This is a genomic window from Blautia luti, assembly GCF_033096465.1.
Taxonomy (GTDB): Bacteria; Bacillota; Clostridia; order Lachnospirales; family Lachnospiraceae; genus Blautia_A; species Blautia_A luti.
The window spans coordinates 2,438,887-2,458,592 of record NZ_AP028156.1 but is presented as its reverse complement, the minus strand read 5'-3'; the positions used below and the strand labels follow the sequence as shown (position 1 = coordinate 2,458,592).

General features: G+C 45.3%; 13 protein-coding genes and 3 pseudogenes. All 16 read left to right on the top strand.

Features of this window, described 5'->3' with window-relative positions; genetic code table 11:
- Nucleotides 1-9 precede the first annotated feature (9 nt).
- Nucleotides 10-480 carry a helix-turn-helix domain-containing protein gene (locus tag R8695_RS11380; RefSeq protein ID WP_114002924.1) on the top strand — a complete coding sequence of 157 codons (471 nt, stop codon included), beginning with the start codon at nucleotides 10-12 and terminating at the stop codon, nucleotides 478-480.
- 130 nt (nucleotides 481-610) lie between these two features.
- Nucleotides 611-712 (top strand): putative holin-like toxin, encoded by a 102-nt coding sequence (locus tag R8695_RS11375; RefSeq protein ID WP_015524590.1) that lies wholly within the window; start codon nucleotides 611-613, stop codon nucleotides 710-712.
- Nucleotides 713-911: 199 nt separating this feature from the next.
- Nucleotides 912-7,691, top strand: coding sequence for a DEAD/DEAH box helicase family protein (locus R8695_RS11365; RefSeq protein ID WP_154780536.1), 6,780 nt, complete (start codon nucleotides 912-914; stop codon nucleotides 7,689-7,691).
- On the top strand, nucleotides 7,672-8,046 hold the full coding sequence (locus R8695_RS11360) for a TnpV protein (RefSeq protein ID WP_001129922.1): 375 nt from the start codon (nucleotides 7,672-7,674) through the stop codon (nucleotides 8,044-8,046). The genes R8695_RS11365 and R8695_RS11360 overlap by 20 nt, the downstream gene beginning before the upstream one ends.
- Before the next feature lie 366 nt (nucleotides 8,047-8,412).
- The gene (tet(O), locus tag R8695_RS11355; protein WP_000691758.1) at nucleotides 8,413-10,332 is read left to right on the top strand and encodes a tetracycline resistance ribosomal protection protein Tet(O); all 1,920 of its coding nucleotides are present in this window, start codon (nucleotides 8,413-8,415) and stop codon (nucleotides 10,330-10,332) included.
- 51 nt (nucleotides 10,333-10,383) lie between these two features.
- Nucleotides 10,384-10,557: a cysteine-rich KTR domain-containing protein gene (locus R8695_RS11350; protein WP_002779755.1), complete on the top strand. Its 174-nt coding sequence runs from the start codon at nucleotides 10,384-10,386 to the stop codon at nucleotides 10,555-10,557.
- Nucleotides 10,558-11,047: 490 nt separating this feature from the next.
- Entirely contained in the window at nucleotides 11,048-11,557 is a 510-nt protein-coding gene (locus R8695_RS11345) for a sigma-70 family RNA polymerase sigma factor (protein ID WP_105116765.1), read from the top strand.
- A gap of 94 nt (nucleotides 11,558-11,651) precedes the next feature.
- On the top strand, nucleotides 11,652-12,077 hold the full coding sequence (locus R8695_RS11340) for an RNA polymerase sigma factor (protein WP_000323895.1): 426 nt from the start codon (nucleotides 11,652-11,654) through the stop codon (nucleotides 12,075-12,077).
- Nucleotides 12,078-12,160: 83 nt separating this feature from the next.
- Nucleotides 12,161-12,635 (top strand): annotated as a pseudogene (locus tag R8695_RS11335) (RNA polymerase sigma factor).
- Nucleotides 12,636-12,789: 154 nt separating this feature from the next.
- Nucleotides 12,790-13,822 (top strand): annotated as a pseudogene (locus R8695_RS11330) (AAA family ATPase).
- A 517-nt stretch (nucleotides 13,823-14,339) separates the two neighbouring features.
- A complete protein-coding gene (gene mobV / locus R8695_RS11325) occupies nucleotides 14,340-15,305 on the top strand; it encodes a MobV family relaxase (protein ID WP_001820668.1) in 966 nt (321 codons plus the stop codon).
- An 8-nt stretch (nucleotides 15,306-15,313) separates the two neighbouring features.
- A complete protein-coding gene (locus R8695_RS11320; protein ID WP_000743700.1) occupies nucleotides 15,314-16,168 on the top strand; it encodes a ParB/RepB/Spo0J family partition protein in 855 nt (284 codons plus the stop codon).
- Nucleotides 16,169-16,213: 45 nt separating this feature from the next.
- Complete coding sequence (locus R8695_RS11315; RefSeq protein WP_001206986.1) at nucleotides 16,214-16,444, top strand: YdbC family protein; 231 nt, start codon at nucleotides 16,214-16,216, stop codon at nucleotides 16,442-16,444.
- A 71-nt stretch (nucleotides 16,445-16,515) separates the two neighbouring features.
- Entirely contained in the window at nucleotides 16,516-16,707 is a 192-nt protein-coding gene (locus tag R8695_RS11310) for a hypothetical protein (RefSeq protein WP_001820669.1), read from the top strand.
- Nucleotides 16,708-16,761: 54 nt separating this feature from the next.
- Nucleotides 16,762-18,618, top strand: coding sequence for a recombinase family protein (locus R8695_RS11305; protein ID WP_154780535.1), 1,857 nt, complete (start codon nucleotides 16,762-16,764; stop codon nucleotides 18,616-18,618).
- Nucleotides 18,611-19,699: pseudogene (locus R8695_RS11300) on the top strand (DNA methylase); the annotation flags it as partial. The gene R8695_RS11305 and the pseudogene R8695_RS11300, both read left to right, overlap by 8 nt.
- Between the last annotated feature and the right edge of the window lie 7 nt (nucleotides 19,700-19,706).

The following is a 19,706-nucleotide window of genomic DNA, read 5'->3' as shown; positions in this document are numbered from 1 at the left end:
GAGAAGAAATTGAAATTAGGAGCAAGAATAAGAAAAATCCGTATGTTTCGCAACATAACTCAAAAGGAATTGGGACGCAGATTAGGATATGGGGAAAGTAGTGCGGATGTGAGAATCGCCCAATATGAAAGTGGACAGCGTACACCGAAGCAGGAAACGCTTATCCGGATAGCAGAAATATTGGAAGTTGATGTCCGAAATTTTTTAAGTCCTGGAATTGCGACAATGGACGAATTAATGGAAACTTTATTCTGGATGGATGAAGAAAATAGAGGGCTTTTTCATCTGTTCCTGCTAAATGATTCAGAAAGTGAAATAGTTGGAATCACAATGAGGGATAAAAAAACAATGTCTTATCTGCAGGAATGGATGGGGAAAAAGCAGAAATTGGGCGATGGAAGAATCACAGAAGAGGAATATCTGGAATGGAAACTGCATTGGCCAGAGAATAAGAGAAAAACAGAATATAAAACCGTATGAAGTAAAAAGGAATTGCTTTGCGGAGAGTTACCTGTTAGAATATTACTGGAGTAACCGTGTACAGGGTTGGTAAAAACCTCCTGGATTTTCAGATTCCGTTAAGGGATACAGAAGAAGGGAGGTGGAGCGAATGGATACATACGAAGTCTTGAGCTTATTGTTCTTAGGCGGTACGTTTCTGATTGCTTTGCTTGCCTATTTGGATAATAGGGACAACAAGCGAAAAAAATAGCCTACCCTGTCTGCCAACAGGATAGGCAGCTCTCTTTGAGAGCAAAATAAATTAAAACCTAATCCAGGAGCATCCACCTTGTGGGCGGTTACTCTTTTCAATTAGAATATAGCATTTTCTCTCCGAAAAGTAAAGTACATTTTATGCAGCCAATTCTAAAAAGAGTGGGCTGTTTTTTTATTGATAGGAGGGAAGTTTAATGTCTAAACTACAGGACATCCGAAACTTGGTGCAGGAACATGCCGTATCAGTGAGCAGTTCGCCAGGGGATTGGATGGATTATATGGACACAGCATCAAGGTTATATCGTTATTCTTTTTCAGACCAGCTTCTGATCCATGCACAGCGTCCAGACGCAACAGCCTGTGCATCACTGGAACTATGGAATGAAAAGATGTTACGCTGGGTAAATCGTGGTGCAAGAGGAATTGCCTTGTTTGATGAAACCTGGCAGAATACCAAACTTCGTTATGTGTTTGATATTTCGGATACCCACATGGTAGCCGGAGGCAGAAGCCCATATCTTTGGAAGATGCAGGAACACCAGAGAGAAGAGATCCTCACCCATCTGGCAGAAGTCTATGCTCTGGAAGAAAAGGATGCGGCAACTTTGCAGGACGCATTGATGGCGGTCGCAAGGGAAATGGTCAATGACAATCTGGAGGAATACCTGGATGGATTGGAATATGCTGTAGAAGGTACTTATCTGGAAGATCTGGATGAGGTGACGATCCGCAGTGATTTTCGTCAGCTGGCAACAGACAGTGTTTACTATCTGCTTTCCAGGCGATGCGGGCTTGACCCGATGGAACTTCTGGAAGAAGAGGACTTCATGCATATCACAGATTATAACCGTCTGTCAGTTCTCACCTTCCTTGGAAATGCGGCAAGCCAGCTCAGTGAGAGTATTCTGATTGATATTGGAAAGACCGTACATAAAATTTCTCTGGAAGAAGCGAGAAAAGAGGTTGAAAATTCCAATGAAAGGAATTATAATAACTTTACCACGTTAATGCGTAAAACTAAAAGCTGGGATGCAGAAACGAAAAAAGAAGAAAATATTGAAAATGAAGGAGGAACCGATTATGGAACTGACATATCATCGCAAGGGAGATTACCTGTTTCCGAATCTGACCGTCGAAGAGGAAGAAGTGACGATCGGGAAATACGGGATGCTGCGGAGGACATTTCTGAAAGAACACAAGAACAGCCTTTATCAGAGCCTGTTCCTGACCGGAAAGCTGAACAGCCATCTGGAACAGATCGAGAAAGCAGCACAGGAGAGAATGGACAACCAGATGGAGAAATTGCTGGAGAAGAATCCGGCACCGGACAAGGAAGCAGATCCGATGGCATGGACAGCACACATGAACGCACTGATGGCAACAGCGGAAGAGAGCATCTTAACGGAATTGGTATACAGTTAGTCGAAGAGACAAGAGAAGATGGATTAAGCAAAGCAGAGGAAGAAATCGCCTCTGCTTTATCTTTGCCCGAATATTCCACCGCAAATGAACAAAGACGGCAGATCGAGGAAAGGGCAGCTGCCCTTTATGCCGGAGAAATTCCGATTCCAGAGCAAGTTGTTGATGAGATCTTACGGACAGGAGGAAACCGGAAAGCCAGCCAGCTCCGGATCATCTATAATTTCATGAGTGAACAGACACCGGAGGAATATACGGAGTTTGTGAAGCGTGAATACCGTAAAGGTGGAAAAGGTTTTCAGATTGATGGAAATGAATATTCAGTCTGGTTTGATGAAACCGGGATGCAGATCGCAGTAGGGCATACGGTTACAGACCATATCTTAGATAAGGCATTTTTATCATGGGAAGATGTCAGCGGACGTATCCATCAGCTTTTAGACCAGGGTGAATATGCACCGCAGTCTGTATTGGATGCGGCAAGAAGTAATGCAGTAAAAGAACACGCCCAGGCTCTTGCCTATATGAAAGGGGATATGGCAGAAGGAGTAGCGGAGATTGTTTTCGATGAGGAGGATTTACCACATCTTCGCAGTATCTATCCGGAGATCACGGATTATCTGGAAGAAAAGCTGGAGGATCCCCAGTGGCTTTCGGAACTGAATGAAAGACTGGATGCACTGGCAGAAGCCTATGAAGAAAATCATTCTATTATGCGTTTCCATCATTATAATCCTATAAATATCTCAAAGCAGTTTCAGAAGTTTGCGGATGAGGTCATTCCTTATCAGGCTAGGGACGGCTTTGCCTGGAAAGAACATCCGATGTTCATTACACAGGATGAGATTGATGCTTATCTTGCAGGAGGTGGAGCGTATTCGCAGGGCAGGCTTAGGACGTATTCCTTTTATCTACTTCATGAAGATGAAAGATCGAGGACAGGTTTTATCAAGGAACAGTATGGGATCGGTGGAAGCAGTCATGCACTGTCTGGTGCCGATGATTCACATGCAAACTATGATGGAAAAGGATTGTTTCTTGCAAGAGGTGCTTATGGGAATCCATATACGTCAATTTTATTATCCTGGAATAAAGTTGCAAACAGAGTAGCTTATCTGATAAAGAATGACCAGTTCCTGCAGGCAGAAGATTACGCTCGTATGCCGGAATATGAACGAGAGCAGATGGCGAATAAGGTACTCCGCTTTTATGACCGTCTTCCGGAAGAGATAGGCAGACCCTTTACAGATGACTTCTTCTGGGAAAAACCAGGAAAAGAAATGGTCGCAGTATTAGAGAATCCAGAGCAGACAGAAGAACTGTTACAGAAGATGGATGCAGCATTGGCAGCTCTGCCATTGGATTTTGAAGCGTATGGGACAAACTATCAGCAGAAAACAGAACTTCTTTCGGAACTCCACCAGTATGCAGAAGGAACCTATACGATATTCCCGACACCGGAAGCAGAACCGTCTTTTGCGGAACCATCCGGACACCAGATGACCATGTTTGATTTCTTGGATACGAAGGCAGTGGCAGAACCGACCGTAGTAGATATGTCAGATGTGGAGGAAATAGAAGAGGAAGAGGTTACTGCCGAAGAATCTATGCTGGAAAGTCAGGAACAGGAAAAAGCCGTGATAGAACCATACAACTTCCGTATTCAGGATAATGACCTTGGTGCAGGCGGTCCGAAGGTAAAGTATAAGGCAAATATGGAAGCCATTCATTTGTTACAGACTTTGGAGAAAGAAGAACGTCTGGCAACACCCGAAGAACAGGAAATCTTATCCCGTTATGTTGGCTGGGGTGGTATCCCACAGGCATTTGAGGAAAATAACAGCAGCTGGGCGAATGAGTATCTGGAGTTAAAGAATATCTTATCACCAGAAGAATACAGTGCAGCAAGGGCATCGACCTTAAATGCTTTTTATACATCCCCGACCGTGATCCAAAGTATGTATGAAGCACTGGAAAATATGGGACTGAAACAGGGAAATATCCTGGAACCATCGTGTGGAGTCGGTAACTTTATGGGACTGATTCCGGAGAGTATGGGCAAAGCCAATATGTACGGTGTGGAACTCGACCCGGTTTCGGGCAGGATCGCAAAACAGCTTTACCAGAAAAACAAGATTGCCATACAGGGATTCGAGGAAACCAGTTATCCGGACAGCTTTTTTGACTGTGTGATAGGCAATGTTCCATTTGGAGCGTATCAGGTCAGTGACCGCAGATATGACCGGCATCATTTTATGATCCATGATTATTTTATTGCAAAATCCCTTGATCTGGTGCGTCCCGGTGGCGTAGTGGCTGTGGTAACTTCCAGTGGAACGATGGATAAGCAGAATCCGGCAGTGAGACAGTATATCGCAAACCGGGCAGAACTGCTTGGAGCCATCCGATTACCGAATAATGCGTTCCAGAGAAATGCCAATACCAGCGTTGTTTCTGATATTCTGTTTTTCCAGAAAAGAGACAGGGCATCCATTGAGGAACCGGAATGGTTAAATTTAAAGGAAATGCCGGAAGGCTATTCAGTCAATGCTTATTTTGCAGAGCATCCGGAAATGGTGCTTGGTGAATTTACCACAGAAAGCACTCAGTATGGAAAGCAGGAAGTGACTGTAAAACCAAAAGAAGGCGTTACCTTAGAAGAACAGTTAAAAGAAGCTATCAGGAATATCCATGGCACGATCACGGAACTGGAACTTTCGGATACAGAGCTGGAGGAGGATGTTGTCTCTATCCCGGCAGACCCGGATGTAAAGAATTTCAGTTTTACCGTAGTGAATGAGGAAGTCTATTACCGGGAAAATTCTGTGATGAACCGCATGGAGCTTCCAGCAATAACAGCGGAACGTGTCAAAGGGATGGTGAAGATCCGTGATGTTACGAATGAACTGATCCAGTGTCAGATGGAAGAGGAAAGCGATGAACAGATCACAAAGCTGCAGGGGAAACTCAATGAAGAATATGATGCCTTTACAGCAAAATATGGTCTTATCAGCAGCAATGCCAATAAGAGGGCATTTAGCCAGGACAGCAGCTATTGTCTTTTGACTTCTCTGGAATTTCTGGATGATAAGGGAGAACTGAAACGGAAAGCGGATATTTTTACCAAAAGGACAATCCGCAGGGCAGAAACGGTAACTTCCGTGGATACTGCCAGTGAAGCACTTGCGGTTTCCATTGGTGAGAGGGCAGGCGTTGATCTATCCTATATGGCACAGCTTTCCGGGAAAACAGAAGGGGAGCTTACCGAAGAACTGGCAGGGGTGATCTTTAAGAATCCGATCGGTGAAAAATGGGAGCCGTCGGACGAATATCTTTCTGGAAATGTGAGGGAGAAACTTCAGATCGCCAAACAGTTTGCAGAAGATCACCCGGAATATCAGGTGAACGTGCAATATTTGGAGCAGGTGCAGCCAAAAGATCTGGATGCGTCAGAGATTGAGGCAAGACTTGGGGCAACCTGGATCTCCGAGGATTACATTACACGGTTTATGGCAGAGACATTCCATACACCAAGATATTATGTAGGGAGCAAGGTCAAAGTCCAGTATGCCGAAGTGACCGGACAATGGAATGTTATGGGAAAGAATGTGGACAGCTACGGAAATGCTCTTGTTACTTCCACATATGGAACGCAGAGAGCCAATGCCTACCGCCTTTTGGAAGATGCCTTAAACCTTAGAGATACCAAGATTTATGACACGGTACAGGATGTCGATGGGGAACACCGGGAATTAAACCGGAAGGAAACGATGCTGGCACAGCAGAAGCAGGAGCTGATCAAAGAGGAATTTAAGGAGTGGATATTTAAAGACCTGCACCGACGGGAAGATCTCTGCAAGATCTATAATGAACGATTTAACAGCATCCGTCCACGGGAATATGATGGAAGCCATATTCAGTTTGTCGGCATGAACCCGGAGATCACCCTGATGCCGCATCAGAAAAATGCAGTGGCTCATGTGCTGTATGGAAATAATACGTTACTGGCTCATTGCGTAGGAGCAGGGAAGACGTTCCAGATGATCGCAGCCGGTATGGAATCAAAACGGCTGGGACTCTCACAGAAGAATCTTTATGTCGTGCCAAACCATCTGACCGAGCAGTGGGGCAGTGATTTCCTACGTCTCTATCCGGGAGCAAATATCCTGGTGGCAACGAAGAAGGACTTTGAACCGGCAAACCGAAAACGGTTCTGTTCCCGTATTGCGACAGGGGATTATGATGCCGTGATCATTGGGCATACACAGTTTGAGAAAATCCCTCTTTCAAGAGAACGGCAGATTGCCATGCTGGAAGATCAGATTGCAGATATTACATTTTCCATTGAAGAAGCGGCACATCAGGCAGGGCAGAATTATACCATCAAGCAGTTGGAAAAAACAAAGAAGAGTCTGCAGGCGAGGATGAAGAAACTCAATGACCAGACCAGAAAGGATGATGTGGTAACTTTTGAACAGTTGGGTGTAGACCGGCTGTTTGTGGATGAGAGCCATAGTTTTAAGAACCTTTTTTTGTATACAAAAATGCGGAATGTGGCGGGTATCTCACAGACGGATGCACAGAAAAGTTCGGATATGTTTATGAAATGCCGGTATATGGATGAACTGACAGGCGGCAGAGGAATCACCTTTGCTACAGGTACTCCTGTATCAAATAGTATGACCGAGCTTTACACTATCATGCGTTATCTCCAGTATGACACACTCATGCGTATGGGTATGGGACACTTTGATTCCTGGGCGGCAACGTTTGGGGAGACAGTAACCGCAATCGAATTATCACCGGAAGGAACGGGCTATCGTGCGAAAACACGGTTTGCCCGTTTTTTTAATCTTCCAGAGCTGATCTCCATTTTTAAGGAAGCTGCGGATATTCAGACATCGGATATGCTGAATCTTCCTGTACCGGAAGCAGAGTTTATCAATGAAGTCTTAAAACCAAGTGAAGAACAGCAGGAAATGGTCAGTGCCTTTTCGGAACGTGCGGAAGAAGTAAGAGCCGGTCTTGTGAATCCAACGGTGGACAACATGCTCAAGATTACCAATGACGGAAGAAAATGTGCATTGGATCAGAGGCTATTAAATGAACTCCTTCCGGATGCAGAAAAAAGCAAGGTCAATACCTGTGTGGAAAATGCTTTTCAGGTATGGGACGAGGGAAAAGCAGATCGGACAACACAGCTGATCTTCTGTGACTTGTCTACTCCAAAAGGGGATGGGACTTTCAATGTATATGATGATGTCCGAAACAAACTGGTTGCCAGGGGAATCCCGAAAGAAGAGATTGCGTTTATCCATGAATACAACACGGAGACAAAGAAAGCAGATTTGTTTGCAAAGGTACGGGCCGGGCAGGTGAGAATCCTTATGGGTTCCACTCCAAAACTCGGTGCTGGTACCAACGTACAGGACAGGCTCATTGCCCTCCATCACCTTGACTGTCCGTGGAAGCCGTCTGATGTAGGACGGATTTTGCGGACATTCAAAATAAAAAAGAATGTGGAGGTAACAGACAATGGCAAAATCATTATTTGAGGAACTGGGCGGCAAATACGAAAGGCAAGGGGATTATTTGATACCGTGCTTAACTGTACCCGCCGAAGAAGAACAGGCAATAGGCATCTGGGGGCAACGGCATTTAGATTATCTAAAACAGTACCGTAAAGTTACATACACCAATCTTCTTACAAGCGGCAGGCTAAACGCCTACCTTGCCGACATCAACAGACAGGCACAGGAACGCTTTGAAAGGCTCATAGAGGGTATGAAACAGGCACAGGGCATAACGGAACAGCTAAAGGCAGAAAACGCCTTAGAATGGACAGGATGCCTCAATAACATAAGGGCTTGTGCGAGGGAGATTGTGGAAAAGGAAATTATTTTTGCATAAACAGATGATTAGTGGCAGGGGGAAATCCTGCCGCTTTTTCTGCTTTAGTTTGTCAGCTTGACAAATAAAGGGTTAAGGAATATAATTAGATTCAGTATTATACAAGGAGTTAATAAATATGCGGCAAGGTATTCTTAAATAAACTGTCAATTTGATAGTGGGAACAAAAAGTAGCAGTCCCGTTTCACTTTTAATATGGGGCTTAGTTTTTTGTACCCAGTTTAAGAATACTTTTATCATGTAATTTTATATGCCCGAAAACATATAAGTGTTTTGGGGCTATTGGAGTTATTTACCCAGTGATAGGAGTATTTATCACTGGGTATTTTTATGCCCTTTTTTGGGTGTTGATAGGAGGAAAATCACATGAAAATAATTAACTTAGGCATTCTGGCTCACGTTGACGCAGGAAAGACAACATTAACGGAAAGTTTATTGTATACCAGTGGTGCAATTGCAGAACTAGGGAGCGTAGATGAAGGCACAACAAGGACAGATACAATGAATTTGGAGCGTCAAAGGGGAATCACTATCCAGACAGCAGTGACATCTTTTCAGTGGGAGGATGTAAAAGTCAACATTATAGATACGCCAGGCCATATGGATTTTTTGGCGGAAGTATACCGTTCTTTATCCGTATTAGACGGAGCAGTATTATTAGTTTCTGCAAAGGATGGCATACAGGCACAGACCCGTATACTGTTTCATGCACTACAGATAATGAAGATTCCGACAATTTTTTTCATCAATAAAATTGACCAAGAGGGGATTGATTTGCCAATGGTATATCGGGAAATGAAAGCAAAGCTTTCTTCGGAAATTATAGTGAAGCAAAAGGTTGGGCAGCATCCCCATATAAATGTAACGGACAATGACGATATGGAACAGTGGGATGCGGTAATTATGGGAAACGATGAACTATTAGAGAAATATATGTCAGGGAAACCGTTTAAAATGTCAGAACTGGAACAGGAAGAAAACAGGAGATTCCAAAACGGAACGTTATTTCCCGTTTATCACGGAAGCGCTAAAAACAATCTGGGGATTCGGCAGCTTATAGAAGTAATTGCCAGTAAATTTTATTCATCAACGCCTGAAGGTCAATCTGAACTATGCGGGCAGGTTTTTAAGATTGAATATTCAGAGAAAAGGCGGCGTTTTGTTTATGTGCGTATATATAGCGGAACATTGCATTTGAGGGATGTTATTAGAATATCTGAAAAAGAGAAAATAAAAATCACAGAGATGTGTGTTCCGACAAACGGTGAATTATATTCATCCGATACAGCCTGCTCTGGTGATATTGTAATTTTACCAAATGATGTTTTGCAGCTAAACAGTATTTTGGGGAACGAAATACTGTTGCCGCAGAGAAAATTTATTGAAAATCCTCTCCCTATGCTCCAAACAACGATTGCAGTAAAGAAATCTGAACAGCGGGAAATATTGCTTGGGGCACTTACAGAAATTTCAGATGGCGACCCTCTTTTAAAATATTATGTGGATACTACAACGCATGAGATTATACTTTCTTTTTTGGGGAATGTGCAGATGGAAGTCATTTGTGCCATCCTTGAGGAAAAATATCATGTGGAGGCAGAAATAAAAGAGCCTACTGTTATATATATGGAAAGACCGCTTAGAAAAGCAGAATATACCATCCACATAGAAGTCCCGCCAAATCCTTTCTGGGCTTCTGTCGGGTTGTCCATAGAGCCGCTCCCTATTGGAAGCGGAGTGCAGTATGAAAGCAGAGTTTCACTTGGATATTTAAATCAATCGTTCCAAAATGCGGTTATGGAGGGGGTTCTTTATGGCTGCGAGCAGGGGCTGTATGGATGGAAAGTGACAGACTGTAAAATCTGTTTTGAATATGGATTGTATTATAGTCCTGTAAGTACCCCCGCAGACTTTCGGCTGCTTTCCCCTATCGTATTGGAGCAGGCTTTAAAAAAAGCAGGGACAGAACTATTAGAGCCATATCTCCACTTTGAAATTTATGCACCGCAGGAATATCTCTCACGGGCGTATCATGATGCTCCAAGGTATTGTGCAGATATTGTAAGTACTCAGATAAAGAATGACGAGGTCATTCTGAAAGGAGAAATCCCTGCTAGATGTATTCAAGAATACAGGAACGATTTAACTTATTTCACAAATGGGCAGGGAGTCTGCTTGACAGAGTTAAAAGGATACCAGCCAGCTATTGGTAAATTTATTTGCCAACCCCGCCGCCCGAATAGCCGTATAGATAAGGTTCGGCATATGTTCCACAAGTTAGCTTAACAGCTTGCAAAAGTCATATAAAATGAGATTTGAAAGGATTAGAGACTAATTATGATGAAATGCGAATGGATATTGTGTCCTGTTTGTGGGAGCAAAACCCGTAATAAAATTAGGAAGGACACTGTTTTGGAGAATTATCCCCTTTATTGTCCAAAATGCAGACAAGAAAGATTGATTAAAGTTGACAACTTGAAGATAACTGTCATCAAAGAGCCAGACGCTTAAGACGCAGAGCCGATGAAATTGTGGAACAATTCACGAATCATCGGCTCTTTTTGTTTCGTATTTGAAAGAACAAACTCACCAAATAAAAAAAACGATATTCGGGTGGGTTATTTTGTTATACCCTAAATTACCCTCTGAATTTGTTTTTAAATTTGGAGGGATTTTTTTATGTCCTTTTTTCGGGCAGTTATCTATCTGCTCATACGAAGCAAAATTTATCAATACATAGCATATCAGAGAACGGCAGGAAACCAGTTAAAAAAATTTCTGCCAGTGCAACGGTACTTCTCACCTTGAAAGTAGAAGTACAATCTCCATACAATAGAATTACTATTTCCTATAACCGTAAAGGTCACAGAGCCTTTGCGGTTTTTCTTTTGTCGATTTTTGTTGGAAAGTGCCGTAGGGCTGTTTCTGATATGCGGTGTCGTTCTCCGCCTCTCCATCTGGATTTTTTACATTTCAAAAATTCAGATGGGAGGTATTTATGGTGAAATATGCACCAAGAAAGGTATATATCAGAGAAAGTGGCGGCTATGTGGAATTATCCTACACGGAGTTCTGCCGTTGCAGGGAATCCGACCAGACCTATATGGACAAGCTGTTTATCCCCATTCAAGGCTGTCTGCTTGAAGTCGTGAGGGAGCAATACACAGACTTCTACCGTGACAAGGAACGGTGGCGTTATCTGCAAAAATTAGATACAAAGAATAGACTGCTATCTCTCGACGGATTTACGGACAGCGAGGGGAATCCTCTGGACTTTATCACTGATGAAGCGGTGGACATTGCAGAAACCGTTGTCAATGCGGTCATGGTGGACAGGCTGAAAGCCGCCCTGCCTTTGCTGTCGGATAGTGAACAGGAGCTGATACAGGCAATCTTTTTTGACGGACTTTCCGAGCGTGAAGTCGGGGCGAGGTTGGGCATAACCCAGAGCGTTGTAAACAAACGCAAAGCCAGAATCCTAATAAAACTAAGAAAGATAATAGAAAATTAAAATTTAAGGCGTTCAGCCCCCTTGTTTTTTCCTTTGGGAAGATGAGGGGGCTTTTCTCTGCCCTCTCAATCAATTCTGATTGGAGGAAGTAAGAATGGCATACAACCACGGACGGGAGGACAGGAAATGGCGTATCTGGAAAGAAGCGGAGGAAAAGCTGCTGCGTGAGTGCGGCGTTGATGAAGCGACCATTGAGCAGATACGCATGGCGGACAGGGCAGACTTCAATTCCAACAGGCGGTTTTACCGATGGACGAATGACGTTGCGGAATATCTTGAGGACATGGCAGGCAGGGAGCGGCAGGCGGAAGTGGGTACGGTTGCGGAGTTACTGGAAGAGATTGAGAGCGAAAATCTCTATCAAGTATTAGTCACGGTGGACGGGCGTACCTTGAAAATCGTCCTGCTGAAAATGCAGGGGTATTCCACAAAGGAGATTGCCCCGCTTGTGCATTTGACGACTGGTGCCATCTATGCGAGGTTAGACCATCTGCGGAAGAAGCTGCGGAAAATTTTATAGCTTCTAAAACAGCCTGCCATCCTGCGGGCTACTGGGTGAGGGATGGAAATCCCCTCACTCATTTTTTGCAGGAGGACAACAGGATGGCATACAGGGTTAAGGCATACACGCTTCGGGAGGAATCCACGGAAAGCGGCACAAGGTATTTTATCAGCTTTAAGGACGGGCAGGGCAAATCCCACGAGTTGGAAGTGTCGGAACAGTTCTTTATGGAGTTTCGGCAGATGGAGCGCAGGAACAGGAATCTTTTCTAATGGGACGAGCGGCACAGGGAGTTTAACGAGGTATGGGACGAAACCCTTTACAGACGGGCGTTGCGTGTGCCTAAGAGCCTTGATGAACGCATGGTTGAGGAAGAACGGAATGAAACGCTCTATAAGGCGGTTGGGAGCCTTCCAGAGATACAAAGGCGGCGTTTCCTGCTCTACTACGAGTATGAGTTCAATTTTTACCAAATCGCCGCTATGGAGCATTGCACCGCTTCGGCAATACAGAAATCTGTTGCGATTGCAAAGGAGAAAGTAAAGGCGGAAATTGAAGAAATATCTCCAACCGTGACCGACACCGCCCGAAAAAGAAATCTGTTTTTTATTTGTGTGGGATTGGCGGCATTACATACTCTCACTTTTTTCCGTGGGAGTAAATCTATTTTTAAGGAGGTCAACGCCTATGTGCAACGAAAACAAAGACACCGCCCGAAAGGAGGAAAGCCATGCAGAAGTTACAGACAGTCAACGCCGAAACGCTCCTTTATGAACCGCTTGAGAAACCATCCTTTGTGGTGGACAGCCTTATCCCGACAGGCTTATCGCTGTTCTGCGGCTCACAGAAGATAGGCAAAAGCTGGCTCATGCTGAAGCTATGCTTATGCGTGTCGCAGGGAATCCCTTTATGGGATATGCCGACAATGGAGGGCGATGTGCTTTACCTCTGCCTTGAGGACACGTTCTGCCGCATACAGGACAGGTTATTTCGTTTGACGGACGAAGCAAGCGGGCGGCTCCACTTTGCCGTGGCAAGCTGCAAGCTGTCAGACGGTCTTATCGTGCAGCTTGAAGATTATCTGAAAGATTACCCAGACAGCAGGCTCATTGTCATTGATACCTTGCAGAAAGTCCGTACAGCTTCAAAAGACAATGCCTATGCAAGCGACTATGGGGACATCTCCCTCATCAAAGACTTTGCCGACAGGCACTCTCTGGCGGTCATTGTCGTACACCACATCCGAAAGCAGAATGACAGCGACGTGTTCAACAAGGTGTCTGGGACGACAGGATTAACGGGGAGTGCGGACGCTACCTTTGTTCTGGAAAAGGAGAAACGTGCGTCTGACACCGCCAAGCTGTATGTGACGGGCAGGGACACGCCTTATCAGGAATACACGCTGCGTTTCCGTGATTGCCGTTGGGAGCTTGTGGAGCGGAAAACGCAGGAGCAGCTTGCGAAAGAAACGATACCAGATGTCCTTTTTCGGTTGGTGGATTTTATGAGGGATAAGGAAGAATGGATAGGCACGGCAACGGAACTGTTAGCCGCTATGGGGGAAACGGAAACCATACCCACGGTGATTACGAAATGGCTGAATGAATACCGCACCACATTTTTAAGCGAGAACCGTATCTGCTACCAGTACAGCCGCAGGAAAGACGGCAGGCGGATTGCCCTTGCAAGGAGGGCGGGTGACAGCGGTGATGGTGGTGACAGCGATATTAGGATACCCCCCTGTTACTGTCATTGACGCTTAAAGCCATGTAAAGCTGGCGGCTCTGCCCTGCGGGTGACAGCAGTGACGGTGGTGACAGTGATTTTAGGATACCCTGCCGCTGTCATCCCTACGGGAGAACACCCCGTAAACGCAAAATGCAGGCGTGAGATTTACTCGCCCTTTTCGGTCGTGTAAAACCACCCCTGCGGTCAGAAAAATCATTCCGATTTTTCCGACTGCGTTTACAGGGTGTAACACACTACACTTTGCCCTGCAAAGTCGTGTGCCAGACGTTCCCTCTGGACTCCCTTAAGGCAGGGCTGTGCCCTGCTATCCTACGCCTTACGGCTTCGGATAAAAGAATGGCGGCATGACGGTGACGGCTCTTGCGAGGGGGGTATCCCAAAAACACCGTCATCATCGACATGACCGTCATGCAGGGGGTGAGGGTGACAGTTGCGGCAGTCGGCAGGGGGTATCCCAAAACTGCTGTCACCACCGTCACCGCTGTCACCCCAAAGGACGGTCACCCGCCGAAAGAAAGGAGGAATCCGCCTATGCCTTATGCAATCCTGCGTTTCCAGAAACGAAAAGCGGGCGGCGTTGCGGCTTGTGAACGCCACAACGAGCGGAAGAAAGAAGCCTACAAAAGCAACCCAGATATAGATATGGAACGCTCTAAAAACAATTACCATCTCATAGCACCACCAAAGTACACCTACAAGAAAGAGATTAACCGCATGGTAGCCGAAGCGGGGTGCAGGACAAGGAAAGACAGCGTGATGATGGTGGAAACGCTCATCACAGCTTCACCAGAATTTATGAACCAGTTACCGCCCGAAGAACAAAAAGCGTATTTCCAGACGGCTCTTGACTTCATTTCGGAGCGTGTTGGAAAGCAGAATATCCTCTCCGCTGTCGTCCATATGGACGAGAGAACGCCCCATATGCACCTCTGCTTTGTGCCGATTACGCCAGACAATAAGCTGTCAGCGAAAGCTATCTTAGGCAACCAGAAATCATTATCCGAGTGGCAGACCGCCTACCATGAGCGGATGTCCTCACGGTGGAATCAGCTTGAACGGGGGCAGTCCTCAATGGAAACCAAGCGGAAACACGTCCCCACATGGCTCTATAAATTAGGCGGCAGGCTTGATAAACAGTATGAAGAAATCGTGTCTGCCCTATCCGACATCAACGCCTTTAACGCAGGGAAGAAAAGGGATAAAGCGTTAGATTTACTCTCTGCATGGCTGCCAGACGTGGAGAAATTCTCTAAGGAAATCGGGAAACAGCAGGCGTATATCGACAGTTTGAAAGAGAGAATTGGGCAGGAATCAGACTATGCGGGGCGTATGCGTGATGAAAAGTACGAGCAGGAACTAAAGGTGCAGAAAGCGAATCAGAAGATATTTGAATTGCAGAGAACCAACGAGCAGATGGGGCGGCTGCTGTCAAAAATACCGCCCGAAGTGTTGGAAGAATTGCAGAAAAATCATAGAAGCAGAGCGAAAGAAAGGTAGATATGTGAATGAAGAAACAGGATTTTAAGGTGTTAAAGACCAAAGACTTGTACCCGTTCCCCGACAATCCGTTTCATGTGGCAGAAGATGAAACACTGTCAGAGTTAGCGGAAAGCATCAAGGAATTTGGCATTGTCACGCCGATAATCACACGCCCGAAAGAGGACGGGGACGGTTATGAAGTGATTGCAGGACAGCGGCGTGTCCGTGCTTCTGAACTTGCAGGGATAAATACCGTGCCTGCGTTTGTCCTGCCCTTAGACCGTGACCGAGCCATCATCACCCTTGTAGACAGCAATTTGCAGCGTGAGAATATCCTGCCATCGGAGCGGGCGTTTGCTTACAAGATGAAATCCGAAGCCATGAAGCGGCAGGGTTTCCGCACAGACTTAACCTCGTCACAAGTTGTGACGAAGTTGCGGACGGACGACAAGGTGGCACAGGGCTTCGGCGTGGGCAGGATGACCGTGCAGCGTTTTATCCGCCTGACGGAACTGATACCGCCGATTTTGCAGATGGTGGACGAGGGGAAAATCGCCCTCACGCCTGCGGTGGAACTGTCCTTCTTGAAGAAAGACGAGCAGGAAAACCTCTTTGCCACGATGGAGAGCGAAGAAGCAACGCCCTCACTCTCACAGGCACAGCGGATGAAACAGTTAAGCCAGAGCGGGCGGCTTGACATGGATACGATATTTGCGATTATGACGGAGGAAAAGGGCAACCAGAAAGAAACCTTGAAAATCAACACAAGCAAGCTGAAAAAATACTTTCCGAAGAACACAACGCCGAAGCAGATGGAGGAAACCATCATCAAACTTTTGGAGCGTGAGTTGCAGAGGAAACGCAACCGTGACAGCCGCTAATCTTCTTTTTTCGGGAAGTAAATACAGAGAGTTGAGGTATGGAGAATGAGAGAAATCCAGTATGAAATCGTAAAGGAAATCGCAGTATTGTCTACGGGCGACAGTGGCTACACAAAGGAAATCAATCTCATTTCATGGAATGGGAAAGAGCCGAAGTATGACATCCGCAGCTTTTCCCCGAACCGTGAAAAGTGCGGCAAGGGAATCACGCTGAACGCTGATGAAGCGGCGGCACTCCTTAAAGCATTACAGAAAGAATTAAACAGCGAGGATTAATGGTATCTGATTGGCAGGGCGGGGACATTTCCAAACTCTTCCCTGCCCTGTCTGGAAAGGAAGATTTAAGTATGGGCGAGGATAAGAAAGCAGATAAAAAGAGAAAGCGTATCGTGCCAAAAGCACCAGTGCAGATGATAATCAGCCGTGAATATGTCGGCACACAGACCGTTACAGAAGCGTTTGTCCCGATTATCTCCGAGGATATTCGGAAGAAGATTGCCGAGGGCGACACCTTCGACAATGAGGGGCTGTCCGCTTAGAATGTACGCAATGGGACATGAAAACAGATAGGACAGATACGGAGGTTTTACAGTATGGCAGGAATCAAAGAAGAAAAGAAAATCTATTTAGTCGGCATTTATTGCCGCTTATCTAAAGACGATGGTACGGATAACGAGAGTGCGAGCATTGCGACACAGAAATCCATCCTCACGGATTATGTGAAAAAGCAGGGATGGCACATAGCAAAAACGTATGTGGACGATGGTTATTCTGGTACAAATTTCCAAAGACCAAGTTTCCAGAATATGATAAAAGACATTGAAAGCGGTCTGATAAACTGCGTGATTACGAAAGATTTATCCCGTCTGGGGAGAAACTATCTTGATTGTGGGTTATATCTGGAAGTTTTCTTCCCAGAGCATAACGTGAGGTATATAGCGGTCAATGACGGCGTAGATACCTTGAATAAATCTGCTATGGACATCACGCCTTTCCGCAACATTTTAAACGAAATGTATGCCGCTGACATATCTGTTAAGATAAAATCGGCATATCGGGCGAGGTTTCAACAGGGGAAATTCATGGGAACTACCGCCCCTTATGGCTATATCAAAGACCCTGCCGACCACAACCATCTGCTGATAGATGATAAAGTGGCACATGTTGTAAAAGAGATATTCGACCTTGCATTAAAAGGGAATGGAGTTGCCAAAATTTGCAGACATCTTAATAAACAGCATATCCTACGCCCTGCCGCTTATGCGGCGGAGCGTGGCGAAACAGGCTTTGAACGTCATTTTGAGGGGAACGAGGACAAACGCTATATTTGGAGTGGGAACAGCGTGAGGAGCATTTTAAGAAGCCCGATATATGCGGGAAATCTTGTAGGCTACAAACGGATTGCCGCCAATATGAAAAGCAAGAAACGCCCCTCTAAGCTGCCCGAAGAATGGGAAGTGATACCCAATACCCATGAGGGAATAGTCACGCAGGAGGAATTTGATATTGTCCAACAGCTTATTACAAGTCGTAGGCTTCCACAGAACAAGGGAGGATTTGTAAATATTTTTGCAGGCGTTATCAAGTGTGTGGACTGCGGATGTGCTCTGCGGGCAATGAACGTACACAGGAGGAAACGCCCAGAGATTATCGACTGTGTACAGTATTCATGTAATAATTATGCAAGAAACGGAAGAAGCGAGTGTAGTGCCCACAATATAGAAGCAAGGGATTTATTCAATGCCGTTCTTGCCGACATCAACTGTTTTGCGGATATGGCAGTGAATGATGAAAAGGCGGTCAGGGCCATAGAAAAGCGGCTCACGGAAACAGACCAGAGCAGGGCGAAAGCATTAGAGAAAGAACGTAAGAAGCTGAACAAACGCCTTGCGGAACTGGACAGGCTGTTTTCCTCTCTCTACGAGGATAAGGTCATGGAGCGTATTACCGAGCGGAATTTTGAGATGATGTCGGGGAAATACCAGAAAGAGCAGCTTGAAATTGAAGCAAGGCTGAAAGAGGTGACGGAAACTCTTAATGAAAGCTACGAGAAATCACGGGGAATCCGTGACTTCCTCGCCCTTATCCGAAATTATCAAGGCTTAAAAGAACTGGATGCAACAGTTATAAACGCACTCATAGACAAGATACTTGTTTCGGAGCGTGAGAAGATGGCAGACGGAACAGTGAAGCAGGAAATCAATATTTACTATAAATTCATCGGCTTTGTCGATGAATTACATATCATACCTACAAAACGGTGGGCAGCAATGCCCGCTAAAAATTGTACGGTGTGCGGCGTTGAATATGTCCCGGGCTCTGGTGCATCAAGGTATTGTCCTGCTTGTGCCAAGAAGATACGGAGGGAGAAATCAAACGAGAGCAAACGCAGGAGCAGAGAACAGAAAAGGATAGCATGTATGAACTGTCCGCAAAAAATGACCGACTGATCTGGAACAGCAGGAAGGACGTATCTTAAGACAGGGAAACCAGAATGACAAAGTAAAGATATTCCGGTATGTGACGGAGAACACTTTTGATGCGTATATGTGGCAGATTTTGGAGAATAAGCAGAAGTTCATCAGCCAGATCATGACCAGTAAATCCCCGGTCAGGGCTTGTGAAGATGTGGATGATACGGCACTGTCCTATGCGGAAATAAAGGCACTTGCCACAGGCAATCCGTACATTAAAGAAAAAATGGATCTGGATGTGCAGGTGAGTAAGCTAAAACTTCTAAAGGCAAACCATACCAGTCAGATTTACCGTCTGGAATCCGATATTGCAAAGAATTTCCCGGTACAGATCAGTGCATTGAAAGAGCGGATTGCCGGAATGCAGGTGGATTCGCAGGTAGTAAAAAGTGTGGATTTACAGGATAATGACACGTTTGCCATGACAGTAGGGAATGTCCTTTATGAAGATAAGAAAGAAGCAGGCGAAGCGTTGATCGCTGCTTGTGCAGGGTTAAAAACCGTCAGCACCGGCGGAAAGGTCGGGGAATATCATGGGTTCACGTTATCTGCTTCCTATAATATGTTCTCCAATGCGTTTGAACTGACAATCAAAGGAAAATGTTCTTATAAGCTGGAGATCGGAAAAGACCCGGTAGGAAATATGCAGCGTATCCATAACACGCTTTCTTCTATCGACAGGAAGCTGACGGAAAGTGAGCAGAAATTGGAAACCGTACAACAGCAGCTTGCTACTGCACAGGAAGAGGTAAAGAAACCATTTCCGAAAGAAGCAGAGCTGAATGAAAAGATAGAACGGTTATCCGAGTTAAATGCCTTGCTGAACATGGATGAAAAGGGCAATGAGACGATTATGGCAGATGAGGATATTGGCAGAGAAGGAAGTAACACAGACAGCAGGGATGCCGTAGAAGAAAAAGAACTTCCGGAAACAGCAGACAGAATTCATAAGCCATCTATTCTGGAACGCTTAAAGCAGGAGAAGGCACAGCAGAATACAGCGGAACCGACCGTTACACAGAAAACTGCAAAGAAAAAACACGAACAGGAGTTATAAAAGATTT

Coding starts and splice junctions, on each gene's coding strand:
- R8695_RS11375 (WP_015524590.1), top strand. CDS start 611: ATGGATACATACGAAGTCTTGAGCTTATTGTTCTTAGGCGGTACGTTT.
- R8695_RS11365 (WP_154780536.1), top strand. CDS start 912: ATGTCTAAACTACAGGACATCCGAAACTTGGTGCAGGAACATGCCGTA.
- R8695_RS11360 (WP_001129922.1), top strand. CDS start 7,672: ATGGCAAAATCATTATTTGAGGAACTGGGCGGCAAATACGAAAGGCAA.
- R8695_RS11350 (WP_002779755.1), top strand. CDS start 10,384: ATGATGAAATGCGAATGGATATTGTGTCCTGTTTGTGGGAGCAAAACC.
- R8695_RS11340 (WP_000323895.1), top strand. CDS start 11,652: ATGGCATACAACCACGGACGGGAGGACAGGAAATGGCGTATCTGGAAA.
- mobV (WP_001820668.1), top strand. CDS start 14,340: ATGCCTTATGCAATCCTGCGTTTCCAGAAACGAAAAGCGGGCGGCGTT.
- R8695_RS11320 (WP_000743700.1), top strand. CDS start 15,314: ATGAAGAAACAGGATTTTAAGGTGTTAAAGACCAAAGACTTGTACCCG.
- R8695_RS11315 (WP_001206986.1), top strand. CDS start 16,214: ATGAGAGAAATCCAGTATGAAATCGTAAAGGAAATCGCAGTATTGTCT.
- R8695_RS11310 (WP_001820669.1), top strand. CDS start 16,516: ATGGGCGAGGATAAGAAAGCAGATAAAAAGAGAAAGCGTATCGTGCCA.
- R8695_RS11305 (WP_154780535.1), top strand. CDS start 16,762: ATGGCAGGAATCAAAGAAGAAAAGAAAATCTATTTAGTCGGCATTTAT.